General features: G+C 68.8%; 17 protein-coding genes. 11 read left to right on the top strand and 6 right to left on the bottom strand.

The annotated features are described in order from the left end of the window. The first annotated feature begins 2 nt into the window (after positions 1-2). The 5 genes from CSW60_RS19310 (at position 3) to glk (ending at position 8,144) form a co-directional block, all read left to right on the top strand. A complete protein-coding gene (locus CSW60_RS19310; protein WP_099538787.1) occupies positions 3-2,876 on the top strand; it encodes an endoglucanase in 2,874 nt (957 codons plus the stop codon). Between the two features lie 294 nt (positions 2,877-3,170). Then, positions 3,171-4,631 carry a glucose-6-phosphate dehydrogenase gene (zwf, locus tag CSW60_RS19315; protein WP_099539189.1) on the top strand — a complete coding sequence of 487 codons (1,461 nt, stop codon included), beginning with the start codon at positions 3,171-3,173 and terminating at the stop codon, positions 4,629-4,631. Positions 4,632-4,634: 3 nt separating this feature from the next. Further along, positions 4,635-5,321, top strand: coding sequence for a 6-phosphogluconolactonase (pgl, locus tag CSW60_RS19320; RefSeq protein WP_099538788.1), 687 nt, complete (start codon positions 4,635-4,637; stop codon positions 5,319-5,321). 4 nt (positions 5,322-5,325) lie between these two features. Then, positions 5,326-7,134, top strand: a complete 1,809-nt coding sequence (gene edd / locus CSW60_RS19325) for a phosphogluconate dehydratase (RefSeq protein ID WP_099538789.1) — start codon at positions 5,326-5,328, stop codon at positions 7,132-7,134. A 14-nt stretch (positions 7,135-7,148) separates the two neighbouring features. Continuing rightward, a complete protein-coding gene (gene glk / locus CSW60_RS19330; RefSeq protein ID WP_099538790.1) occupies positions 7,149-8,144 on the top strand; it encodes a glucokinase in 996 nt (331 codons plus the stop codon). Between the two features lie 19 nt (positions 8,145-8,163). Here glk and CSW60_RS19335 read toward each other — a convergent pair whose 3' ends face one another. Continuing rightward, entirely contained in the window at positions 8,164-8,922 is a 759-nt protein-coding gene (locus CSW60_RS19335; RefSeq protein ID WP_099538791.1) for a hypothetical protein, read from the bottom strand. 179 nt (positions 8,923-9,101) lie between these two features. On the opposite strand from CSW60_RS19335, the gene CSW60_RS19340 reads away from it, so the two are divergent. The 3 genes from CSW60_RS19340 to pyk all read left to right on the top strand — a co-directional run bounded on the left by CSW60_RS19340 (position 9,102) and on the right by pyk (position 14,338). Then, positions 9,102-10,121 carry a LacI family DNA-binding transcriptional regulator gene (locus CSW60_RS19340; RefSeq protein ID WP_099538792.1) on the top strand — a complete coding sequence of 340 codons (1,020 nt, stop codon included), beginning with the start codon at positions 9,102-9,104 and terminating at the stop codon, positions 10,119-10,121. A gap of 289 nt (positions 10,122-10,410) precedes the next feature. After that, positions 10,411-12,885 carry an exo 1,3/1,4-beta-D-glucan glucohydrolase gene (locus tag CSW60_RS19345; protein ID WP_099538793.1) on the top strand — a complete coding sequence of 825 codons (2,475 nt, stop codon included), beginning with the start codon at positions 10,411-10,413 and terminating at the stop codon, positions 12,883-12,885. 22 nt (positions 12,886-12,907) lie between these two features. Beyond that, positions 12,908-14,338 carry a pyruvate kinase gene (gene pyk / locus CSW60_RS19350; RefSeq protein WP_099538794.1) on the top strand — a complete coding sequence of 477 codons (1,431 nt, stop codon included), beginning with the start codon at positions 12,908-12,910 and terminating at the stop codon, positions 14,336-14,338. Between the two features lie 3 nt (positions 14,339-14,341). Here pyk and CSW60_RS19355 read toward each other — a convergent pair whose 3' ends face one another. The 4 genes from CSW60_RS19355 to CSW60_RS19370 all read right to left on the bottom strand — a co-directional run bounded on the left by CSW60_RS19355 (position 14,342) and on the right by CSW60_RS19370 (position 18,331). Continuing rightward, positions 14,342-15,070 (bottom strand): Crp/Fnr family transcriptional regulator, encoded by a 729-nt coding sequence (locus CSW60_RS19355; RefSeq protein WP_099538795.1) that lies wholly within the window; start codon positions 15,068-15,070, stop codon positions 14,342-14,344. A gap of 306 nt (positions 15,071-15,376) precedes the next feature. Next, a complete protein-coding gene (locus CSW60_RS19360) occupies positions 15,377-16,510 on the bottom strand; it encodes an acyl-CoA dehydrogenase family protein (RefSeq protein ID WP_099538796.1) in 1,134 nt (377 codons plus the stop codon). After that, positions 16,510-17,121, bottom strand: coding sequence for a 2-hydroxychromene-2-carboxylate isomerase (locus tag CSW60_RS19365; RefSeq protein ID WP_099538797.1), 612 nt, complete (start codon positions 17,119-17,121; stop codon positions 16,510-16,512). The genes CSW60_RS19360 and CSW60_RS19365 overlap by 1 nt, the downstream gene beginning before the upstream one ends. Positions 17,122-17,125: 4 nt before the next feature. Beyond that, positions 17,126-18,331: an acyl-CoA dehydrogenase family protein gene (locus CSW60_RS19370; RefSeq protein ID WP_099538798.1), complete on the bottom strand. Its 1,206-nt coding sequence runs from the start codon at positions 18,329-18,331 to the stop codon at positions 17,126-17,128. 174 nt (positions 18,332-18,505) lie between these two features. On the opposite strand from CSW60_RS19370, the gene CSW60_RS19375 reads away from it, so the two are divergent. Continuing rightward, positions 18,506-20,158, top strand: a complete 1,653-nt coding sequence (locus tag CSW60_RS19375; protein ID WP_099538799.1) for a bifunctional lysylphosphatidylglycerol flippase/synthetase MprF — start codon at positions 18,506-18,508, stop codon at positions 20,156-20,158. On the opposite strand, the gene CSW60_RS19380 is transcribed toward CSW60_RS19375, so the two are convergent. Beyond that, complete coding sequence (locus CSW60_RS19380) at positions 20,155-20,370, bottom strand: hypothetical protein (protein WP_099538800.1); 216 nt, start codon at positions 20,368-20,370, stop codon at positions 20,155-20,157. The genes CSW60_RS19375 and CSW60_RS19380 overlap by 4 nt on opposite strands. Positions 20,371-20,578: 208 nt before the next feature. Between CSW60_RS19380 and CSW60_RS19385 the strand changes: the two genes are divergently transcribed. Then, a complete protein-coding gene (locus tag CSW60_RS19385) occupies positions 20,579-23,449 on the top strand; it encodes a peptidoglycan-binding protein (RefSeq protein ID WP_099538801.1) in 2,871 nt (956 codons plus the stop codon). 162 nt (positions 23,450-23,611) lie between these two features. After that, positions 23,612-24,073: a DUF3429 domain-containing protein gene (locus CSW60_RS19390; protein ID WP_099538802.1), complete on the top strand. Its 462-nt coding sequence runs from the start codon at positions 23,612-23,614 to the stop codon at positions 24,071-24,073. The last annotated feature ends 10 nt before the right edge of the window (positions 24,074-24,083 follow it).

Consider the following 24,083-nt stretch of genomic DNA (forward strand, 5'->3'; position numbering starts at 1 on the left):
TCATGACCCTTCGCCAGCTCCTGCGATCCAGCGTCGCCGCCGCGTGCATCGCGGGCGTGCTGGCGCCGTCCGGCTACGCCGCGCCGCCGCCTGTCGCGGCGCGGTCGGCGCTGGACGTGCGTGTCGCGCAGGCGGCGGACTTCTCCCGGGTCGAGTTTCACTGGAGCGGCGCGGCTCGCATGGCCGCGCGCCGCGAGGGCGACAAGCTGATCCTGCGGTTCAGCCGCGACGCCAATCCCGATCTCTCCGCCCTCAAGATCGCCCCGCCGCGCTGGGTGAAGAGCGCCGACGCCCGCCATGTGGGCGGTTCGCTGGAGCTGGTTCTGACCCTGGCCGCCGAGGCGGACTTCAAGGTCGGGACGGCCGACGGCGTCAGCTTCGTCAATATCTTCGCCAAGGACGGGGCGCTGGCCGCCGCCCAGGCCACGCCAGCCGCCGCGCCCGCGCCGCCGGTGGGGCGTCCCAACCCGATGCCGCGCGACGGCGTCGTTAGGGCGGATATCGAGCGCGCCGACGGCCAGGTCACCCTGTCGTTCACCTGGGCCGCCCCCGCCGGCGCCGCCGTGTTCCGGCGCGGGGAGGCCGTCTGGATCGTCTTCGACACGCCCGCGCGGATCGATATCTCAAAGCTGCCAGCCAACACGCCCCGCTATGCGCGGATCCAGGCGCTGAAGGGCTCGGACTATTCGGCCCTGCGCATCGTGGCGCCGGTGGGCGAGCCCTATGTGGCGGTCGGCTCGGGTCCGACCTGGCGCATCAGCTTCGGTCCGGGACCGCAGCAGAGCCCCGACGTCATCCAGATCAACCGCGACGAGGCCGCGCCGTCGGCGGCGCTGTCGGCGGCCGTGGCTGGCGTCACCCGCGCCATCTGGGTCGACGACCCGGCCGTCGGGGACAAGATCATCGTCGCGCCGGCCCTGCCGCCGGCCAAGGGCCTGTCCTCGCGCCGCGACTATGTCGAGTTCGCCCTGCTGCAATCGGCGCAAGGCCTGGCGGCGGAGGCTTACGCCTCGGACCTGATGGTCCAGGCCAGCGCCGACGAGGTTCGCATCGGTCGGCCCAAGGGCTTGGCGCTGTCGCCCGCCTCGGCCGCCGCGCCGCCGGAAGAAGCCGTCGCCGGCGCGCCCCAGCCGCTGTCGATGCCGGCCCTGATCGATCTGGAGGCATGGCCAAAGCTGGGATCCGGCGGCTTCCTGGCCCGCTACAACGCCCTGCAGAACGCTGTCAGCGCCGCGCCGGACGAGAACGCCGACGTCGCCGCGCGCCTGGCTCTCGCGCGCTTCCTGGTCGGCTCGCAAATGTCGTTCGAGGCGATCGGCGTGCTGAACGCCGGCGCGCGCCAGCACCAGACGATGATGGCCAATCCGGAGTTCCGGGGGCTGCGCGGCGTGGCCCGGGTGCTGGCCGGTCGTTATGCGGAAGCCGACGCCGACTTCTCCTCGCCCGTCCTGGCGGACGAGCCGTCCAGCGCGCTGTGGCGGGGCTATATCGCGACCAAGAACGGCCAGTGGCTGGACGCGCGGACCAAGTTCTCGAACGGCGGCCGGGCGCTGGATCTGTTTCCGCCAATCTGGAAGGCGCGGTTCCTGAGCGCTCAGGCCGAGGCGGCGCTGGGCGTCGGCGATCTGACGGGCGCCCTGCAGTCCATCGCCAAGGCGCTGGACCAGCCGAAGGTCCCCGTGAAGGATCAGCTGGCCATTCGCCTGGTTCAGGCCCGCATCTTCGAGGCCAAGGGCGAGAAGGTCCGCGCCAAGAAGATGTTCCAGGCCATCGCCAAGGCGCCGTACGACAATCTGGCCGCGCCGGCCCTGCTGCACGCCACGCGCCTGCAATACGAGAAGCGCGAAATCAACGCGGCCAAGGCGGCCGACACCCTGAACCAGCTCCGCTATCGCTGGCGCGGCGACGGCGTCGAGATGGACGTCATCCGCGCCCTCGGGAAGCTCTATATCGACCAGGGCCGCTATCGCGAGGCGCTGGAGGTCATGCGCTCGGCGGGCAGGCCCAGTTCGGACCGCCCTGAAGCCCTGGCGCTGCAGAGCGAGATCTCCAGCACCTTCAGGGCGCTGTTCCTGGACGGCCTGGCCGACGGCATGCAGCCGATCCAGGCGGTGGGCCTGTTCTACGACTTCCAGGAATTGACCCCGATCGGCGCCGACGGCGACCAGATGGTGCGCAACCTGGTGCGTCGCCTGGTGGACGTCGACCTGCTGGATGACGCCGCCAAGCTCTTGAAATACCAGGTCGACAACCGCCTGAACGGCGTGCCCAAGGCCCAGGTCGCGACCGACCTGGCCTGGATCTACCTGATGAACAAGCGTCCCGAGGACGCGCTGAACGCCATCAACGCCACCCGCACGACGATCCTGCCGCCCGCCTTGAACGCCGAGCGCCGCGTCGCCACGGCCCGCGCCTTGATCGGCCTTGGCCGCTACGACGCCGCCGCCGAGCTGGTCGAGCGCGACAACACCAAGGACGGCCAGGAGATTCGCGCCGACATCGCCTGGAAGCAGCGCGCCTGGCCGACCGCTGGGGCGCTATACGAAAAGATGCTCGGCGATCGCTGGAAGGGGCAGGGCGCTCTGTCGGCGGCCGAGGAGGCCCGACTCCTGCGCGCGTCGGTGGCCTATAGCCTGGCCGATGACGACGTGTCGCTGGCCCGTTTGCGTCAGCGGTGGACGCGCTTCGTCGACAACGCCGGCAATCCCGACGGCTTGCGCGTCGCGCTCCAGGGCCTGGGTTCGGAGGCGGTCTCGCCATCCGACTTCGGCAAGGTCAGCGCCGACAACGAGGCGTTCAGCGGCTGGGTCGCCCGGATGAAGGACAAGTTCCGCACGGGACAACCTGCCGGCGCGGCGGCGCGCGCGGGCGGCTGACGGCTCCTGGCCGTCCGCAAGGCATAGCCGTCCCTTGCCGTGACCGTTTCGTGACCTTGAGAGGCACGGCGTTTCACTTTCCGCCCGAACGGGTGAATAAACCCTCGTCGAAACTCCATTGGTCTTATGGCGGCGGCGCGGGCTTTGTCCTACGTAAGGCCCGCTCGCTCGGCGCCTCGCCGGGGAGGTTCGGTTCGCGTTGGAGGGCCTCTCCAGCTCGGCTCTCAAGCTCGCGCGCTTGCCATTCTGCCGCAGGCATGTCATGACAACGTTGTCATAGGGTGGAAGACATTGGTGACCAAAAAGAACGACGGCGAGACTGGCCGCGAAGTCCTTGTGCTGCTGGGCGGCGCGGGCGATTTGGCCCTGCGAATGCTGCTGCCTTCGCTGTACTTCCTCGAAGTCGACAGGCTGCTGCCGCATGACATGCGGATCATCGGCGTCGCGCGTCACGACCATGACGCCGACAGCTACAAGGCCTTGGTGCGCGAGCAACTGGGCAAGCGCGCGACGGTGGAGGAGGCGGCCTGGAGCCGCCTGGCCGCCCGCCTCGACTATGTGCCCGCCGACATCACCAGCGAGGACGACACCAAGAAGCTGGCCGAGCGCATCGGCGCGCACGGCGACCTCGTCATCTTCTTTTCGCTGTCGCCCAGCATTTACGGCCCGGCCTGCCAGGCGCTGCAGGCGGCTGGCCTGACGGGTCCGAGAACCCGTCTGATTCTGGAAAAGCCGCTGGGTCACGACCTGGAGAGCTCCAAACGCACGAACGCCGCCGTGGCGTCCGTGGTCGACGAAAGCCAGGTCTTCCGGATCGACCACTATCTGGGCAAGGAGACGGTCCAGAACCTGACCGCCCTGCGCTTCGCCAACGTGCTGTTCGAGCCCCTGTGGGATCGGAACGCCATCGATCACGTGCAGATCACCATCGCCGAGACCGAGAAGGTCGGCGACCGGTGGCCCTACTACGATGAGTACGGCGCGCTGCGGGACATGGTGCAGAACCACATGCTGCAGCTCTTGTGCCTGGTCGCCATGGAGGCGCCCTCGGGCTTCGATCCGGACGCCGTTCGCGACGAGAAGGTCAAGGTGCTGCGGTGCCTGCGCCCCTTCACCAAGGAGACCGTGGCGCATGACACGGTGCGCGGCCAGTACGTGGCCGGCGTGGTCGAAGGCAGTCCCCGTCCCAGCTATGTCGAGGAAGTCGGCAAGCCGACCAAGACCGAGACCTTCGTGGCCATGAAGGTGGCGATCGAGAACTGGCGCTGGGACGGCGTGCCGTTCTTCCTGCGCACCGGCAAGAACCTGCCCGACCGCCGCACCCAGATCGTCGTCCAGTTCAAGAAGGTGCCGCACAACATCTTCGGCCCCGCCACCGACGGCGAACTGTGCGCCAACCGCCTGGTCATCGACCTACAGCCGGATGAGGACATCTCGCTGACGATCATGAACAAGCGGCCCGGACTGTCGGAAGAGGGCATGCGCCTGCAGTCGCTGCCGCTGTCGCTGTCGTTCAGCCAGACGGGCGGTCGCCGCCGCATCGCCTATGAGAAGCTGTTCCTGGACGTCTTCCGCGGCGACAGCACCCTGTTCGTGCGTCGCGACGAGGTCGAGCAGGCCTGGCGCTTCATCGACGGTCTCTCGGCCGCCTGGGCCGAAGCCGGCATCGATCCCGCGCCGTATGCGGCTGGCACCTGGGGGCCGCAGACGGCCAACGCGCTGATCTCGCCGGGCGGCCGGTCCTGGAAGGCTTAGGCGATGCCGAAACTGGAAGCCTTCGGTTCGCGCGAAGCCCTCTATGACGCCACGGCGTCGATCCTGGTCGACGCCCTGACCAACGCGGTGGCCGCGGCGGGTCGGACGGGCTTCGCCGCGACCGGCGGCACGACGCCGGCGCCCGTCTATGATCGCCTCGCCACGCTGACCGCGCCCTGGGACAAGATCACGGTCACCCTGACCGACGAGCGCTTCGTCCCGCCGAGCGATCCCAGCAGCAACGAGGGCCTGGTGCGCCGTCACCTGCTGGTGGGCGAGGCGGCCAAGGCCGGCTTCGCGCCGCTCTACGTCGACGGCCTGAGCCACGCCGACAGCGCCCGCGCCGCCGAGGCCGGCGTCGAGGCCGCCACCCCGTTCGGCGCCGTGCTGCTGGGCGTCGGTCCCGACGGCCACTTCGCCTCGCTGTTCCCGGGCAACCCGGTCTTGGCCCAGGGCCTGGACCCGCGCTCAGACCGCCTGGTCCTGGATGTGCCGCCCAGCGACCCCGCGCCCGACATTCCGCGTCTCAGCCTGACTTTCGCCGCCCTGACTCGCACCGATTTGATCGTGCTGCTGGTCACCGGAGCGGCCAAGAAGGCGTTGTTGGAAGGCGACGTCGATCCGGCCCTGCCGGTCGCCGCCATCCTGAAGCAGGACCGCGCCAAGGTCCGCATCCTTTGGGCGGAGTAACGCCATGAGCCTCAATCCCGTCATCGCAGACGTCACCACCCGCATCGTGGCGCGCAGCCAGGACAGCCGCGCGGCCTATCTGGCCAACATGCAGCGGACGATCGACAGCCAGCCGGGCCGCGCCAAGCTGTCCTGCGCCAACTGGGCCCACGCCTTCGCCGCCTCGCCGGGCGTCGACAAGGTCCGCGCGCTCGACCCGAACGCGCCGAACATCGGCATCGTCTCGGCCTATAACGACATGCTGTCGGCCCACCAGCCGCTGGAGGCCTATCCGGCGCTGATCAAGGACGCCGCGCGCGAGGTCGGGGCCACGGCCCAGTTCGCCGGCGGCGTGCCCGCCATGTGCGACGGCGTCACCCAAGGCCGTCCGGGCATGGAGCTGTCGCTGTTCTCGCGCGAGGTGATCGCCATGGCCACCGCCGTGGCCCTGACCCACGACGCCTTCGACGCGGCCTTGTACCTGGGCGTCTGCGACAAGATCGTGCCGGGCCTGGTGATCGGCGCCCTGACCTTCAGCCACCTGCCGGCCCTGTTCGTGCCGGCGGGGCCCATGACCTCGGGCCTGCCCAACTCGGAAAAGGCCCGCATCCGCGCCCTCTACGCCGAGGGCAAGGTCGGCCGCGCCGAGCTGCTCGAAGCCGAGCAGGCCAGCTATCACGGCCCCGGCACCTGCACCTTCTACGGCACGGCCAACACCAACCAGATGCTGATGGAGCTGATGGGCTTCCATCTGCCCGGCTCGGCCTTCGTGCATCCCAACACCCCGCTGCGGGAGGCCCTGGTCAAGGAGGCCGCGCGCCGCGCCGCCGCCGTCACCGCCAAGGGCAATGAGTACGTGCCGGTTGGCCGGATGATCGACGAGAAGTCGATCGTCAATGGCGTCGTCGGGCTGATGGCCACCGGCGGCTCGACCAATCTGGCGCTGCACCTGATCGCCATGGCCCACGCCGCCGGCATCGTGCTGACGCTGGAGGATCTGGACGACATCTCGCGCGCCACGCCGCTCTTGGCCCGCGTCTATCCGAACGGTTCGGCCGACGTGAACCACTTCCAGGCCGCCGGCGGCATGGCCTTCGTGATCCGCGAGCTGCTGAAGGCTGGCCTCGTCCACGAAGACGTCCTGACCATCGCCGGCCCCGGCCTGTCGCGCTACGCTCAGGAGCCTTTCCTGGACGGCGGCGAGCTGAAATGGCGCGACGGCGCGACCGAGAGCCTGGATCCAGCCATCGTCCGTCCGGTCTCGGATCCGTTCAGCAAGGAAGGCGGCCTGCGCCTGATGGCCGGCAACCTGGGTCGCGGCGTGATGAAGATCTCGGCCGTGAAGCCCGAGCACCACGTGATCACGGCCCCGGCGGCTGTTTTCCAGGAGCAGGAGGACTTCATCGCCGCCTTCAAGCGCGGCGAGCTCGACCGCGACGTCGTCGTCGTCGTCCGCTTCCAGGGCCCGTCGGCCAACGGCATGCCGGAACTGCACAATCTGTCGCCGTCGATCTCGGTGCTGCTGGACCGCGGCTACAAGGTCGCCCTGGTCACCGACGGCCGCATGTCGGGCGCCTCGGGCAAGACGCCGGCCGCCATCCACGTGACGCCGGAAGCCGCCAAGGGCGGGCCCCTGGCCTATGTCCAGGACGGCGATGTGATCAGCGTCAACGCCGAAACCGGCGAACTCAAGATCCTGGTGGACGAGGCGACTCTGCTCGCCCGCGCGCCAGCGAACGTCCCGGCGGCCAAGCCGGGCTTTGGCAGGGAACTGTTCGGATGGATGCGAGCGGGGGTCGGCGCCGCCGACGCCGGCGCTTCCATCTTCGGGTAAGGAAACACTAGGTCATGGACGGCAATCACAGCGGGGGTCTCGGCCTCGTCGGCGACATCGGGGGCACGAACGCCCGCTTCGCCCTGGTCGAGTTCGACGGTCCGGACCCGCGCCTGATCGAGCCCACCGCCTTCAAGGGCCAGGACTACGGCACGGCCGAGGACGCCATCGAGGCCTATCTGCGCAAGGTCGGCGTCAAGCACGCCGATCAGGCGGTGGTGGCGGTGGCGGGTCCCATCGACCACGGCCAGGTCCACATGACCAACCTCGACTGGCGGATCTCGGAAGACGGCTTGCGTCGCGCTGGCGGCTTCCGCAACGCCAAGCTGATCAACGACTTCACCGCCCAGGCCCTGGCCGCGCCGCGTCTGGCGCCCAAGGACCTCCGCCAGGTCGGCGCGCTGCCGACCTCGGGGGAGGGGGATCTGGCCATCCTCGGCCCGGGCACCGGCTTCGGCGTCGCGGGTCTGGTCCGCCGCCACGGCCACGAGATCCCTCTGGCGACCGAAGGCGGCCATGTCGCCTTCGCGCCTGTCGACGCGGTCGAGATCGAGGTGCTGCGCCTGCTGACCCAGCAACTGGACGGCGGCCGCGTCTCCGTCGAGCGCATCCTGTCGGGCCCCGGCATGGAAGACCTGCACGTCGCCCTGGGCCAGGCCGAGGGCCGCAAGGTCGACAGCCTGACCGCCAAGCAGATCACCGAACGCGCGGTCGAAGGCTGCGCCGACAGCCTGGCGACCGTGAACCGCTTCTGCGCGGTGCTGGGCTCCACCGCCGGCGACATCGCCCTGACCTTGGGCGCGCGCGGCGGCGTGTTCATCGCCGGCGGCATCGCGCCCCGGATCATCGACATCCTTGAGAAGAGCCCGTTCCGCGAGCGCTTCGAGGCCAAGGGCCGCTTGTCCAGCTTCACCCAGGCGATCCCGACCCACGTGATCCTGCATCCGCACACCGCGCTGATCGGCGCGGCGGTGGCGCTGACGCCGGAGGGCCGGGCGGCGGTTTCTTAGGAGCCGCCCTGGCCTTGGCCTAGCGCGCCGCTTTCAATGCGGCCGCCCGGCCTGTCAGCAGGCGGTTGCACTGCGTGGCGTCCAGATTCATGTCACCCATCTCGTCACGGCCCTTCTGCATCCAGAAGTCGAAGTACTGGCGCGCCTTGTCCTCGACGGCCGCCGGGAACCGGTTGGGCGCGTAGAGCTCCGCGATGTAGGCGTTCGACTGGGCGCGGGTCAGGTGGGTGGCGCACACGGCGACCGCCTGCACCATGTCCGCCCCCGCGCGCATGTAGGGTGTCTGCCAGCTTGCGTAGCCCGTGGGCGTCAGGAGCGGGTCGGTAACGTCGCGCAGCAAGCTTTCGTCGCTCAAGGGCGGCCCGGAGACGATGTTGCGGCCCGCGGGGTCGTTGGCGACTTCCCGGCAGGAAGCGATGATGATCCTGGCCTGGCTACGAATATTGGCCGCCAAGGCCGCTTCGTCCTCAGCGCCCGAGCCTGACATCGCCTTAATGTCGTTCTGAGCTTGCCGCATCGCCTGGTCCATCGCGTTCTTGACGTAGGTATAGGACAGGGTCTCAGAGAAGCCCGCGCTCTGGCCGAGCGCGATGGCGGCGTTGGCATAGGCTTCCACGCGTTCCTTGTGGACGTCGAAACCGAACTCTTCGCAGATCGTCGCCCGGCCGGCGTAGCGGCCTAGCTGGTTAAGCCGCGCGACCGGATCTTGCGCGACTTGCGCGTGCGCCGAGGTCGCGGCCAGCGCCAGGGCCACGGCCAAAATCTTCCAGTTCAGCATCCTCGCATCCCCCCGTACGTCACTCGCGACGCGAGGATCTGGATATCCGGCTCGATCTCTAGCTGTAAAGCGCGCCGATCTGCCGCCGCTCGGTTGCGTCGATAAAGGGATCGCCATGACAGCCTTGTCATGGCTAAGTACGCGCCAAACCGAACGAATAGGGGCGGCGGGGGACGGAATTGAGCGCCAAGATCACGATCCACGACGTGGCCCGCGAGAGCGGCGTCTCGATCAAGACTGTCTCGCGGGTCCTCAACCGCGAGCCCAACGTCAAGGCCGACACGCGCGATCGGGTGCAGGCGGCGGTGGCGGCGCTGAACTATCGTCCCAACATCTCGGCGCGGAGCCTGGCAGGCGCGAAGGCCTATCTGATCGGCGTCTTCTTCGACAACCCCAGCCCCGGCTACGTCACCGACGTGCAATTGGGGGCGATCGCGCAGTGTCGGCGAGAGGGCTATCACCTGATCGTCGAGCCGATCGACTCGACGGGCGATGTCGAGGAGCAGGTCTCGCCGATGCTGGCGACCCTGCGGATGGACGGGGTGATCCTGACGCCGCCGCTCAGCGACCACCCCGTCGTGCTGGCCGCGCTCGAGCGGGAAGGCGTCGCCTATGTCCGTATCGCGCCGGGCGATGACGTCGAGCGCGCGCCCTGGGTCAGCATGGACGACCGCAGGGCGGCCTACGAGATGACCAACCACCTGATCGGACTGGGTCACCGCGACATCGGCTTCATCATTGGCCACCCCGACCACGGCGCGTCCCATCGCCGTCACCAGGGCTTCCTCGACGCCATGCGCGACGCTGGCCTGCCGGTGCGCCCGGACCGGGTGGAGCAGGGCTGGTTCTCGTTCCGCTCGGGTTTCGAAGCGGCCGAACGCCTGCTGGGCGGCGAGGATCGCCCGACCGCGATCTTCGCCTCGAACGATGACATGGCCCTGGGCGTGATGGCGGTGGCCAACCGCATGCGCCTGGACGTGCCCGCCCAGCTGTCGATCGCGGGCTTCGACGACACGCCCGGCGCGCGGATCACCTGGCCGCAGCTGACCACCGTCCGCCAGCCCATCGCCGCCATGGCGGGGGCGGCCGCCGACATGCTGATGAGCGGCGTCGAGCATGCAGAGGGCGAGCCGCCGCCCTCGCGGTTGCTCGATTTCGAACTGGTCGTCCGTGAGTCCACCGGCAAGGCGCCCAACTAGACCTTTACTCAGGCATTTCAGATAGATTGTTCTTGACAGCGCTGTCCATTCGACATGAGATCGCCGGCGATCAAGACGGTCGCCCACGGAAAGGCGGCGTCAGGAGGAAACGTCATGACCCCGCCTGGCCAATCCAGCGCCCGTCGCGCCGTCCTGCGCGCACGATCACTCCCCTCCAAGCGGCGCCTCTAGTCGCTTTCTTTCGCTCGGCGCGGTCCTCCGCAAGCGCCGCGCCGAGCGCTTTTCTTCCCAGCCTGTCGCCTTGTTAGAGGCCCTTCGAGGACCGCCTATGTTTTCGCGTCGCTCCCTGCGTGTTTCCGTCCTGGCCTTGGCGATCGCCGGTGGACTTTCGGGAGCGGTTCTCGCCCAGGCCTCCTCGGGGCCCGCGACGACCCATCCCGCGCTGTGGCCCAAGGCCGCCAGCCCGGCGACGATCACCGACGCCAAGACCGAGGCCTTCATCACCAAGCTGATGAGCCAAATGACGGTCGAGGAGAAGGTCGCCCAGACCATCCAGGCCGACGGGGCGTCGATCACGCCCGAGGAACTCAAGAAATACCGCCTGGGCTCGGTGCTGGTCGGCGGCAACAGCGCGCCCGACGGCAACGATCGCGCCTCGGCCCAACGCTGGATCGAGTGGATCAACGCTTTCCGCGCCGCGGCGCTGGACAACCGCGGCGGCCACCAGGAAATCCCGATCATCTTCGGCGTGGACGCGGTTCACGGTCACAACAATGTCGTCGGCGCGACGATCTTCCCGCACAATATCGGCCTGGGCGCGGCGCGCGATCCCGACCTGATCCGCCGGATCGGCGAGGCGACCGCCCAGGAGATGGCCGCCACCGGCGCCGACTGGACCTTCGGCCCCACGGTGGCCGTGCCGCGCGACGTGCGCTGGGGCCGCACCTATGAAGGCTATGCCGAGGATCCGGAGGTGGTGAAGACCTATGCCGGTCCCATGACCCTGGGCCTGCAGGGCGCGCTGGTCGCCGGCAAGCCGCTGGCGACGGGCCACATCGCCGGCTCGGCCAAGCACTTCCTGGGCGACGGCGGCACCGACGGCGGCAAGGACCAGGGCGACGCCAAGCTGCCCGAGACCGAGCTGATCCGCCTGCACAACGCTGGCTATCCGCCCGCGATCAACGCCGGCATCCTGTCGGTGATGGTCTCGTTCTCCAGCTGGAACGGCGTCAAGCACACGGGCAACAAGAGCCTGCTGACCGACGTGCTGAAGGGGCGGATGGGCTTCGAAGGCTTCGTCGTCGGCGACTGGAACGCCCACGGCCAGGTCGAGGGCTGCACGACCACCAGCTGCGCCCAGGCCTACAACGCCGGCATGGACATGATCATGGCCCCCGACAGCTGGAAGGGCCTCTATGAGAACACCCTGGCTCAGGTGAAGGCCGGCCAGATCCCGATGGCGCGGATCGACGACGCGGTGCGTCGCATCCTGCGCGTGAAGGTCAAGGCGGGGCTGTTCGAGAACAAGCGTCCGCTGGAAGGCAAGCTGGAGCTGCTGGGCGCGCCCGAGCATCGGGCGATCGCGCGAGAAGCGGTCCGCAAGTCCCTCGTTTTGCTGAAGAACGAGGGCGTTCTGCCGCTGAAGAGCTCGGCGCGGATCCTGGTGGCCGGCGACGGCGCGGACGACATCGGCAAGGCCGCCGGCGGCTGGACCCTGACCTGGCAGGGCACGGGCAACAAGAACAGCGACTTCCCGAACGGCCAGTCGATCTTCGGCGGCGTCGCCGAGGCGGTGAAGGCCGGCGGCGGCAGCGCCGAGTTGTCGCCCTCCGGCGACTACAAGCAGAAGCCCGACGTCGCGATCGTGGTGTTCGGCGAGAACCCCTACGCCGAATTCCAGGGCGACATCGCCACGGCCGAGTACCAGCCCGGCGACAAGACCGATCTGGCGCTGCTGAAGAAGCTGAAGGCCCAGGGCATTCCCGTCGTGTCGGTGTTCCTGAGCGGCCGGCCGCTGTGGACCAACCCGGAGATCAACGCCTCGGACGCTTTCGTGGCCGCCTGGCTGCCCGGCTCGGAAGGCGGCGGCGTGGCCGATGTGCTGATCGGCGACGCGGCGGGCAAGCCGCGCTTCGACTTCACGGGCAAGCTCTCGTACTCGTGGCCCAAGCGCGCGGACCAGGAGCCGCTCAATGTCGGCGACAAGGGCTACGACCCGCTGTTCGCCTATGGTTACGGCCTGAGCTACGCCAAGCCGGGCAAGGTGGCGACGCTGTCGGAGGACTCCGGCGTGGCTTCGGCGGCGGCCATGAACGTGGACCGCTACTTCCTCGCCGGCCGCGCGCCGTCGCCCTGGACGCTGACCACCTCGGGCGCCGTGGCGACCAAGACCATCGACGCCGGCGCCCAGGAAAACGCCCGCCAGGCGGAGTGGACCGGAGAAGGGCAGGGGCTGCTGGCGATCTCTGGCCGGCCGGTCGACCTGTCGCGCCAGACCACCGGCGACATGGCCGTGATGCTCCGCTACCGGGTCGATGCGTCCCCAGAGAAACCGGTTTCCATGGCCATCGGCTGTGGCGAATCCTGCGGGGCGACGGTAGACGTTACGTCAACGTTGTCAGGTGCGAAAATCGGCGAATGGCGTACGGCCAAGATCAAACTGTCCTGTTTCAAGGCCAAGGGCGCGGACATGACGCGGGTGACCGCGCCGTTCGCGCTGATGACGTCCGGTCGCTTCTCCATGACCTTCACCGAGATCCGGCTGGCCTCGAACGAGGGCGACGCGGTCTGTCCTGCGAACTGATCTTCGACCAAGGAGCGACGGCATGATCCGCGCCCGTCGCTCCCGCATCGTCGCCACGATCGGCCCGGCTTCCAGCTCGCCCGAGATGATCGTCACCCTGGCCAAGGCCGGGGCGGACGTCTTTCGCCTGAACTTCAGCCACGGCGCCCACGAAACCCACGCGGCGGTCTACACGGCGATCCGCGAGGCGGAAAAGGTCGTTGGCCGCCCGCTGGGCATCCTGGCCGACCTGCAGGGACCCAAGCTGCGCGTCGGCAAGTTCGCCGACGGCCCGGTCATGCTGAAGCCCGGTCAGGCCTTCCGCTTCGACAGCGATCCGACGCCGGGCGACGAGACGCGGGTGCACCTGCCGCATCCCGAGATCCTGACCGCCATGCGGCCGGGCGCGACCCTGCTGCTGGACGACGGCAAGCTGCGGATGACGGTGACCGAGGCCGGCCCCGGCTACGCCAACACCAAGGTCGTCAACGGCGGCAAGCTGTCCGAGCGCAAGGGCGTCGCCGTGCCGGACGTCGTGATCCCGATGTCGCCCCTGACCGCCAAGGACCGTGAGGACCTGGCCTTCGCCCTGCGTCTTGGCGTCGACTGGATCGCCCTGTCGTTCGTCCAGGCGCCGGAGGACATGGCCGAGCTGCGCCGCATCGTCGAAGGCCGCGCGGCGGTCCTGGCCAAGATCGAAAAGCCGCAGGCGCTGAAGGTGCTGGGCCCGATCCTCGACCTCTGTGACGGCGTCATGGTCGCTCGCGGCGACCTCGGCGTCGAGATGGCGCCGGAAGAGGTGCCGGTGGCTCAGAAGGAAATCCTGCGCGCCGCTCGCGAGCGGGGCATTCCGGTGATCGTCGCGACCCAGATGCTGGAGTCGATGACCAGTTCGCCGACCCCGACCCGGGCTGAAGCCTCAGACGTCGCCAACGCCGTCTACGAGGGCGCGGACGCGGTGATGCTGTCGGCGGAGTCGGCGGCCGGCGACTATCCGGAAGAAGCCGTCTCGATGATGAACCGCATCATCGAGCGGGTGGAGCGCGATCCGCGCTGGCCCGAGCTGATGCAGGCCGAGCAGAGCCACGACGACGTCGACGCCGACGTGCTGGTCGTCGCCGCCGCGGGCGCGGCCAAGGCCGGCTCGACCAAGTGCCTCGTCGCCTTCACCACCACCGGCGCCACCGCGCGCCGCCTGGCCCGTGAACGCCCGCTGCAGCCGGTCCTGGCCCTGTCGCCGGAGCTCAGCGCCGTGCGCCGCATGACTCTGGTCTGGGGCGTCGAGCCGCGCGTCAGCGCCCAGCCCGACAGCCTGGAAGTCGTCACGACCGACGCATCGAGCAAGGCGCTGGAGTTGGGCCTGGTCGCGCCGGGCGAGCGCCTGCTGGTCGTGGCCGGAACGCCGTTTGGCGCGCCGGGCGCGGCCAACCTGCTGCGTCTGGCTCATGCGCCCGCTCCGGCGCGTCGCCGCTAGCGACTAGCCGCGCAGGCGAAGGCTCGGCGCGTCCTCGTCGCCGAACGGATCGGGCAGCAGCCGCTCGTAGCTCCGGCGCACCGCGCCGTAGCATTCGCAGGTCATGGCCTCGAGGCCGGCGCGGTCCAGGATGTCGACCACGCCCCGGCGGTAGCGGATCAGACCCTTATTCTGCAGCGAGCCGGCGACGGCCGTGACGGTCGTGCGCTGCACGCCCAGCATGTCCGCCAGGAACTCCTGGGTCAGGCTGACCGTGCTCGAGTCGATGCGGTCGTGGCACGACAGCAGCCAGCGGCAGAACCGCGCCTCGACGGGGTGCAGGGCGTTGCAGGCCACGGACTGGATCGCGTGACAGAACAGCGCCTCATTGTGGCGATCCACCAAGTCTCGGAGGGTGGCGCTACGCTTCCAGGCCTCGTGCAAGGGCGCGGCGGCGATGCGCAAGGCCGAGCCCGGCGCCTGGACGATCGCGCGCGACAGCGACTGACGGGGGGCAACGGCGGCCATCAGGCCCAAAGCGCCCTCGCGGCCAATGGTGGCGGACTCGATCGCCGCGCCGCTCTCCATCAACGTCATCAGCGAAATGACGCCGTCATTCGGGAAATAGACCTGATCGATGGCGTCGCCCGGATCATACAGCAGGCGACCTTTGTCGAGGTCCATCGGCGTCAGATACGGGACCAGAAGAGCCTTGTCCTCTGACGGCAGCGCGGAAAGGAGTCGGTTCTTCAAGGGATGTAGGAGCCCTAGCATGCGGAATCGAACGCCGGTTCACGGCAAGGGTTGCAAGCTATAGGCAGGTCAAATGCGGGGCGCCGTCGCGTAGCCGACACAATCCAGTCAGGAGCGGTGCAAAAATAGAGTGCGCTCAACAACTCGCGTCGCAAGATCATCATTTGACCGAGCGCGCATGCGTCGGGTTCTCGACATTATTACTCAGTCGAGGCTTGGACGGACTTCCGCTAACCTGATGATCGACAAGAAAAAAGCCGCCGTGACGGCGGCTTTTTGGCCATGGTGTGGCTTGAGGTTCGGGCCTTAGAAACCCATCAGCCGCGCATAGCGATCGCGATGGAAGCTGGCGCCGCCGAACACCGCTTCGGTGACCCGGGCGCGTTTCATGTAGAGGCCGGCGTCATGGGCGTCGGTCATGCCGATGCCGCCATGCATCTGGACCATCTCGTTGCTGGCCAGATGCACGAGCTCGCAGGCCTTGGCCTTGGCCAGGGAGGCGAGGGCGCGGGTGTCGGCGCCTGTGTCCAGCGCCTCGAGCGCCGCCTCGACGCAGGAGCGGGTGGTTTCCAGGTCCGTGAACCACTTGGCGGCCCGGTGCTGCAGCGCCTGGAACGAGCCGATCACCTGGCCGAACTGGGTGCGGGTCTTCAGGTAGTCCAGCGTGATGTCGAACGCCGCGCTGGCGCTGCCCAGCATCTCGGCGGCGAGACCCGCATAGGCGCGGTCCAGGGTGGGCTCCAGCACGGCCCAGCCCTTGTCGACTTCGCCGAGGACGGCGTCGGCCGCGACCTCGACCCCATCGAAGGCGATCTGGGCCGCGCCGCGGGAGTCCATCAGCGCCAGATGCGTGCGCTTCACACCCGGCGCGTCGCCAGGAACCAGGAACAGGCTCAGGCCGTCGGTCTGGCCCGGCGCGCCGCCGGTGCGGGCGACGACGATCAGCAGGTCGGCGGCCTCGCCGTCCAGCACGAAGGTCTTGGTCCCGTTAAGGACATAGCCCGCGCCGCTCTTGGTCGCGGTCAGGGCCGTGCGCGCCGGCGCATGGTGCGAGCCTTCGTCGATGGCCAGGGTGGCGACGATCTCGCCGCTGGCGATGCGCGGCAGCCAGGCCTGCTTCTGGGCGTCGGAGCCCGCCAGCTGCAGGGCCGAGGCGGCGATCATGGCCGTGGAGAGCAGGGGCGAGGCCGCTAGGGTGCGGCCGGTTTCTTCCAGAATCAGGCCCAGACCCAGATAGCCGAAGGCCGAGCCGTCATAGGCCTCGGGCACGATCACCCCGGCCCAGCCCATCTCGCCCATGTCCTTCCAGGCGGCGGGATCGAAGCTTTGGCCGGACTTGCCGTCGCGCAGCTTGCGCAGGGCCCCCACGGGGGCGCTTTCGCTGGCCCAGCCCTTGGCGGCGTCGCGCAGCATCGTCTGTTCTTCGGTCAGGACGGCCATCAGGCGTGCTCCCTGGATTGATGACGGGCGGCCCAGTCGAGGGCCTGTTCCAGACGGTCGTTGCCCCAGAAGAGCTCGCCGTCGGCGGTGAGAAAGCTGGGCGCGCCAAAGAGACCGCGCTCCCTGGCCTGACGGACGTGGTCCTTCAGGCGGGTCTTGATCGGATCGGATTGCGCGGCCGCCAGGACATGCTCCGGACCCGCGCCGACCGAAGCGATCAAAGGCGCCAGAATCTCCGGGCTGCCGATGTCCTGGTCGTCGACGAAGTTGGCCTGATAGACCGCGCGGCTGAAGGCTGGGGTCCAGCCGTCTTCCAGCCCGACGATCGCCACGCGGGCGGCCAGCAGGCTGTTGCGCGGGAACTGGCTGGGATGGCGCAGCGCCAGACCCTCGGCGTCGCAGACGCGCGCCAGGTCCCGCCACATGTACTCGCCCTTCACCGGGAAGGCGTTGAAGGGACTGTCGTTCAGACCTTGCTGGTCATGGAACAGCGGACCCAGAATGAAGGGGCGCCAAGCCACGGCCACGCCCTTGTCGGCGGCCAGCTTCTCGATCCGCATGGCCGCCGGATAGGAATAGGTCGAAGCAAACTCGTACCAAAACTCGATCATCGGACTACTGGTGGTCCAGCAGGCCCAGGACGCGCTTGGCGACGACGTTCAGGTTCACCTCGCTGGTGCCGCCCTCGATCGAGTTGCCCTTGGCGCGCAGCATGGCGCGCGGCGCGTTCAACTCCTCGGCGCTGAAGCCTTCGCCCTCCCAGCCCAGGCCCTGCAGGCCCAGGGCCTCGACCAGCAGCTCGGTGCGCTCCTGGTTCATCTTGGCGGCGGCGTACTTGATGATCGAGACGGCGGCGCTGGGGCCCGAGCCCTGCTTGGATTCCGCCTCGGCGCGGCGCACGGTCAGCATGAAGGCGTGGGCGTCCATCGAGTGGGCGGCCAGGCGCGCGCGGAAGTCGCCGTCGGCGATCCGGCCTTCGCCATCGACGCCGATCTCCTTCTTGGCCGCGTCGACGGGCGAGAGGCCGCCGCCGCCGCCGAAGCCCGAGGCGCTGATGTTCTGGCGCTCGTACTGCAGCAGGCGCTTGGCGATGTCCCAGCCGCCGTTCAGCTTGCCGACCAGCTGTTCCTTGGGAACCTTCACATTGTCGAAGAAGGTTTCGCAGAACGGCGAGGAGCCGCTGATCAGCTTGATCGGGCGGGCCTCGACGCCGGGCGAGGTCATGTCGAACAGCACGAACGAGATGCCTTCGTGCTTCTTGGTCGTGTCGGTGCGCACCAGGCAGAAGATCCAGTCGGCCTGGTCGGCGTAGCTGGTCCAGACCTTCTGGCCGTTGATCAGGTAGTGATCGCCCTTGTCCTCGCATTTGGTCTGCAGCGACGCGAGATCCGAGCCCGCGCCGGGCTCGCTGTAGCCCTGGCACCAGCGGATCTCGCCGCGCACGATCGGCGGCAGGAAGCGCTGCTTCTGCTCCTCGGTGGCGTACTCCAGCAGCACTGGACCCAGCATCCAGACGCCGAAGCTCATCAGGGCCGGGCGGGCCTTGAGGCGGCGCAGTTCCTGTTCCAGCACCTTGTTCTGGGCCTTGGAGAGGCCGCCGCCGCCATATTCCTTGGGCCACATCGGCGCGGTCCAGCCGCGCTCGGCCATGCGATCGAGCCAGAGTTTGGCGTCCGGGTTCTTCCAGACCATCTTGCGGCCGCCCCACGGCGCCTCATCCTCGGCCATCGGCGCGTTCAGGGACTTCGGATAGTTGGCCTCCAGCCAGGCGCGGGTCTCGGCGCGGAAGGCGTCGAGTTCGGTTCCCCCGAAATCGGCCATCGTCTCATCTCCCTAAGCGGACAGTCGTTGTTGCGCCCACACTACGCCACACGCGGGCTTGGGCAAGTCGATTCAAACGGTCGTTCGCCGCAACGGCCGCGACCCGTTCACACTTTGCAGGCTATATGAGGCTGCTGCTGGATCCCGTCAGGGATTCGTCGTTTCGGGATCTGGATGTCCTCGACAGTTTTCAGGCCCGCGGCTCTCGCGATCGCCCCCACCTTGGCGGCGATCCTGACCGCGTCGGCTGGGGTCATGCTTCTGGCGTCGGGGGCCACGCCGTCCGAGCCTACCCGCTTCCTGCTCCTTCTGGCCTTCGCCCCCGACCTGCTGATCGAGATCAGCCACTTCTTCTCGTCGATCCTGGGCCTCGTCTTGCTGCTGCTGGCCTTCGGTCTGCGCTCGCGCCTGGGCGCGGCCTGGTGGGCGGCGCTGATCGTGCTGGCCTCGGCCGCCGTGCTAGCGATCTTCAAGGGCCTGAACTGGGAAGAGACGTCGATCCTGCTGGTTTGCTTCTTGGCCATCCTGCCGTTCCGGGACGCCTTCCCGCGCAAGGCCGCCCTGGCGAAGATGGAGATCACGCCGGGCTGGCTGCTGTCTGCCGCCGCTGCGATCGGCGGCGCGGGGCTGCTGGGCTGGTGGTCCTTCCACCACACCGAATTCGCCGACAAGTCCTGGATCCGCGTCCTGCAGGACCATGACGAGGCGGCTCGGGCCATTCGCTCGTCGGTGGCCGCCGCCATCGTGCTGCTGGCCGTGGGCGTCTGGCGCCTGATCTCGACGGCGGCGACGCCCGCCGTGGTCGACGACACCGATCCGGAGTTCGACCGGGTCCGCGCCATCCTGGCCAAGGCCGAGGACGCCGAGCCCAGCGCCAACCTGGCCTTGCTGGGCGACAAGCGCTTTCTGTTCTCGGCCTCGGGCGAGACCTTCCTGATGTTCGGCGTGCGCGGTCGCTCGTGGATCGCCCTGGGCGCGCCCGTCGGCCGACGTGACGAGCGGATGGAGCTCTTCTGGCGCTTCCGCGAACTGGCCGACGCCCACGCCGCGCGCGCGGGGTTCTATGGCCTTGGGCCGGAAGACCTGCCGGACTCCGTCGATCTCGGCCTCGCCATCCAGAAGACCGGCGAGAGCGCGGCCGTGCCGCTGGAGGCGTTCAGCCTGGTCGGCCGCCGTCGCGAGGTCCTGCGTCGCAACTGGCGCAAGGCCGGAGAGGGCGGGGCGGCCTTCGAGGTCCTGCCGGTCGGCGCGGCCAACGCGATCATGGGCGAGCTGAAGGCGATCTCCGACGCCTGGCTCAGCCACCACGCGGGCGGCGAGAAGAGCTTTTCGATGGGCGGCTTCGACCCGCGCTATGTCGCGGAGTTCCCCGTGGCGGTGGTGCGCGGCGAGGAGGGCAAGATCGTCGCCTTCGCCACCCTGTGGCTGACCGCCTCGAAGACCGCGTTCTCGATGGACCTGATGCGCTACTCCGACGAGGCGCCCAAGAACGTCATGGACTATCTGTTCGTCGAGCTTCTGCAGTGGGGCAAGGACGAGGGCTATCAGGCGTTCGAGTTCGGCATGGCCCCGCTGGCCGGCCTGGAGGATCGGCCCCTGGCGCCGATCATGTCCCGCGTCGGCCGGTTGCTCTACGAGCGCGGCGAGGAGATCTACAATTTCCAGGGCGTTCGGCGGTACAAGGACAAATACGACCCTGTCTGGCAGCCGCGCTACATTGCCGCGCCCCAGAAATGGGCCATCCCTTTCCTGCTCGCCGACATCGGTCTGCTGTCGTCCGGAGGGGTCTCTGGGCTCGCCAAGCGACCCAAGAAGGCCGCGACCTAGTAGCGCGGTTGGTTACCGGTCTGGAAGCCCAGCAGGTTGGCCAGATGCACCATCATCAGCATCAGGGCGACCACGCAGACCATCATCAGCGGACGCCACGGGACCATGCGCGGGCCCTTTAAAACATTGATCGGGCGGGCGCCGAACCAGCCGCAAACGATCGCCAGAACGAGGAATAGGGCGCAGGCCGCGAGGGTCAGGGGCAGGTCCATGGCGGCTTCTAGGCCTGCGACAATGTGCCTGGCAAATAGTTAAGTCGCGTTAACCCTCTTGCTTTTGAACCGCGCTACAGAACTAGGGACCTGTGTCCCGATTCCTCCACAGTGAAATCCGCACACGCTATATGTAGCGTTTAGGTCGCGTTTACACTCTAGGAATCGCTGACTAGCGTTTTCCCCAGATGCGGGGAGATAGATTCGCATGACGGCGGCTTCGCCATGGAGCGTTAAGGGGATCGACCCCAAGGCACGTGAGGTCGCCAAAGACCTCGCGCGTCGCTCCGGCATGACCTTGGGCGAGTGGCTGAACCGGATGATCATCGAGGGCGATGGTCAGGCCGACCATCGCCCTGCGAGCGAAGAGACCCCCAGCCGCGCCCATCTGGAAGTTGTCCGCGACCAGCCGACGCGCGCCGAGATCGCCGAGCAGACTGACCAGGTCGGCCGGGTCGCCGTGGCGCTGGACCGCCTGACCCGCCGCATCGAAGTGGCCGAGGGCCGCAACGCCGCCGCCATCTCCGGCATCGACCATTCCGTTCGCGACGCCATCGCGCGCCTCGGCCGCGCCGAGCGCGAGCAGATCGCCGTCGCCGCCCGCTTCGAAGGCGCGGTGGACGAGCTGAAGACCGAACAGACCCGCACGGCCGAACGCATCCGCCGGATCGAGGCCGAGGCCGCCGGACCGCGGTCGGTGGAAGCTCTCCGCGCCCTGGAAGGGGCCTTGGGCAAGGTCGCCGGCCACCTCTATGACGGCGAGGCTCGCACCCGCGAAGCGATCGCCGCGCTCGAAGCCCGTCTGGACGCCCAAGCCGCGCCGCCGCCGCAGGACCCGAACGAACTGGTCGAGGCTGTCGTCGCTCGCCTGGGCGAGCGTCTGGAAGCCGCCGAGACCCGCACCAGCGAAGCCCTGCGCGAGCTCGGCGCGTCGTTCTCGGCGCTTGATGAGCGCCTGGGCGTCGTCGAGAGCGCCAATCCGGCCGCCGGCATGCAGGAGCGCCTCGACAGCCTGGCCGCCACGCTCAGCGAGAAGATGGAAGCCGCGCGTCTGGAGATGGCCGAGCGTCTGCGCGAGACCGCCGACGGCCGCTTCGACCGCATGGAGCGCAAGCTCGGCGAAATGGCCGCTCACGTCGAAGCCGCCGAGCAGCGCTCGGCCCAGGCCATCGAGCGCATGGGCCGCGAAGTGGTCAGCGTCGCCGACGCCTTCAACCGTCGCGTCCAGGCCGCCGAGAACCGCAGCGCCGCCGCGATCGAGCAGGTCGGGGGCGAGGTCGCGCGCATCGCCGCCAGCGTTGAGACTCGCCTGAACCGCAATGACAGCGTCCAGGGCCAGGCTCTGGAAAAGCTGGGCGCGGAGATCGCCCGCATCACCGAACGGCTGACCGAGCGGATCGGCAGCGCCGAGCGTCGCAACGCCCTGGCCATCGACGACGTCGGCGAGCAGGTGGCGCGTGTCACCGAGCGCCTGAACCAACGCCACGAACGCTCCAGCCAGGAGCTGCTGGACCGCATCCGCCAGAGCGAAGAGCGCACGCTCCGCATGCTGGAGGAAGCGCGCGACAAGATCGACACGCGTCTGCACGAGGCCCAGCGCAAGCCCGAGCCTGTCTCGCCGCCGCCCGCGCCTGAACCGGTCACCGAATTCACCCCGCCGCCCGCCGCGCCTTTCGAGGACGATATGGTGCTTGGCGAGGCCTCGCCCTTCACCGACGACGACGTGTTCGACGCGGCGCCGCCGGCCGACGACGACCTCGACGCATTCCCGCTGGACGAGGTCGAGGACAACGAGCTCGGCGCGGACGACTTCGCGTTCGCCGACGCCCTGGACGAGGAAGAAGAGCGGGATGACGCCCCGCAAGCGGCGGCGCCTCAAGCCGCGCCCGCCCAGCCGGACCGTCCGCTGTCGACCCGCGAGATCATCGAGCAGGCCCGAGCGGCCGCTCGCGCCGCCGCCGCCGCGGACGCCAAGGGCGTTGGCGCGGGCCATAAGGCCAAGGCCGAGAAGACCGGCGGCTCGCTGTTTGGCGGCTTCGGCGCCTTCTCGGCCAAGAAGCCCAAGCGCCGCATGGGGACCACCGTCGCCAGCGTGGCCGTCGCGATCGGCAGCGCCGCCGTGGTCGGCGCCTGCGTCGGCGGCCTGCTGCTGCTGGGCGACCAGAACGCCGGCGGGAATGCGCCGCGCACCGCTCAGGCCTTGGCGGAGCGGAAGCCGGCCCAGGCCAGCGTCGCCCCGACCGGTTCTCGCGCCGCGATCGCTCTGACCTCGGCTCCGGCCAAGCCGGCTCAGACCGAAGCCGCCCCGGTCGCTCCGGCGCTGTCGGACGAAGCCAAGGCCCTGTTTGTCGAGTCCATTCGCAAGATCGAAACGGGTGATCGCACCGGCCTCGAGGGCCTGAAGCGCGTCGCCAACGGCGGCTATCCGGCCGCTCAGTTCTACCTGTCCAAGCTGCTCGAGAGCGGCAAGGGCGGCGTCAAGCGCGACATGGTCGAGGCGCGCCGCTGGAGCGAGCGGGCCGCCAACGGCGGCGATCCGCGCGCCATGCACAATCTGGCGCTCTACTATTTCAAGGGCGAGGGCGGTCCACGCAATTCGACGACCGCCGCCGTGTGGTTCCGCAAGGCCGCCGACACCGGCCTCGTCGACAGCCAGTTCAACCTGGCCCAGCTCTATGAAAGCGGTCTGGGCGTCAGCCAGAACGCCGCCGAAGCCTACAAGTGGTACGTGATCGCTGGCCGAGCGGGCGATGCGACGGCCCGCAGCCGCGCCAACGCCCTGCGTCCTCAGCTGACGGCCGAGGCTCTGCAGACGGCGGACCGTTCGGCCCTGGCCTTCCGCGCCCAGGCCCCGATCCAGACGGCGGCGCTCACGGCGACCGCCGGTCCCGCGCGCGGCGATCTGGGCGTGGCGCAACAGGCTCTGTCGCGACTGGGCTACTATCAAGGGCCGCGCGATGGCGTAGCCTCGCCGGCGCTGCGGATGGCGATCGCCGCCTATCAGCGCGACCAGGGGCTGCCGGCCTCGGGCGAGGTCGATGGCGAGACGCTGGGTCGTCTGGCGGCCTCGGCCCATTGATCCGTCGCGAAGGCTCCTCCAATTTGATTGTCGAAAAGGCGAGAGGCGCGCGGCCGCCGTATATTTCGCCGCATATCGTCCGTGGACCTCTGGCTTCGGGTCGGTAATAGTCCCGCTCGGGGCAGGGAAGGCGGTTTCGACGGCCTTCCGAAGGAGTTGATCATGAACGAGTCCGTGGGCGGGCGGACGCCGGTTCCTCCGGCGGTATGGGTCTTTGGTCTATCGACCCTCATTCCATTTTTCGTCTCATCGGCCTTGTTCTGCTACGGCCCCGCTAGAATCCAGAGCCCCGCCTTGGTGGGGTTGCTGGCCTATTCGACCGCGATGGTGTCCTACTTCGGGGGCGTGCGCACGGGACTTGAGATCGAGAACCCCAGCCCGCGATGGTCGGTGCTCGGGCTTTCGTTGCTGTTTCCCCTGGCGGGCTTTGGCCTGTTGCTGGGCGAGCTGAAGTTCGACCCGGCGTGGCAACTGTCGGGCTTCCTGCTGCTTTTGCTGCTGCAGTGGGTCTGGGACGTGACGAACCACGAAGGTCCCACCTGGCGTCCGCGCATGCGCACTCTGATGACCGCCGGCGCCGCCATCTCGCTGGCCTTCTCGCTGGAGCAGGCGCTTCACATGTAGCGCCCGGCGG

Origin of the sequence: Caulobacter sp. X, assembly GCF_002742635.1 — a bacterium.
GTDB lineage: Bacteria > Pseudomonadota > Alphaproteobacteria > Caulobacterales > Caulobacteraceae > Caulobacter.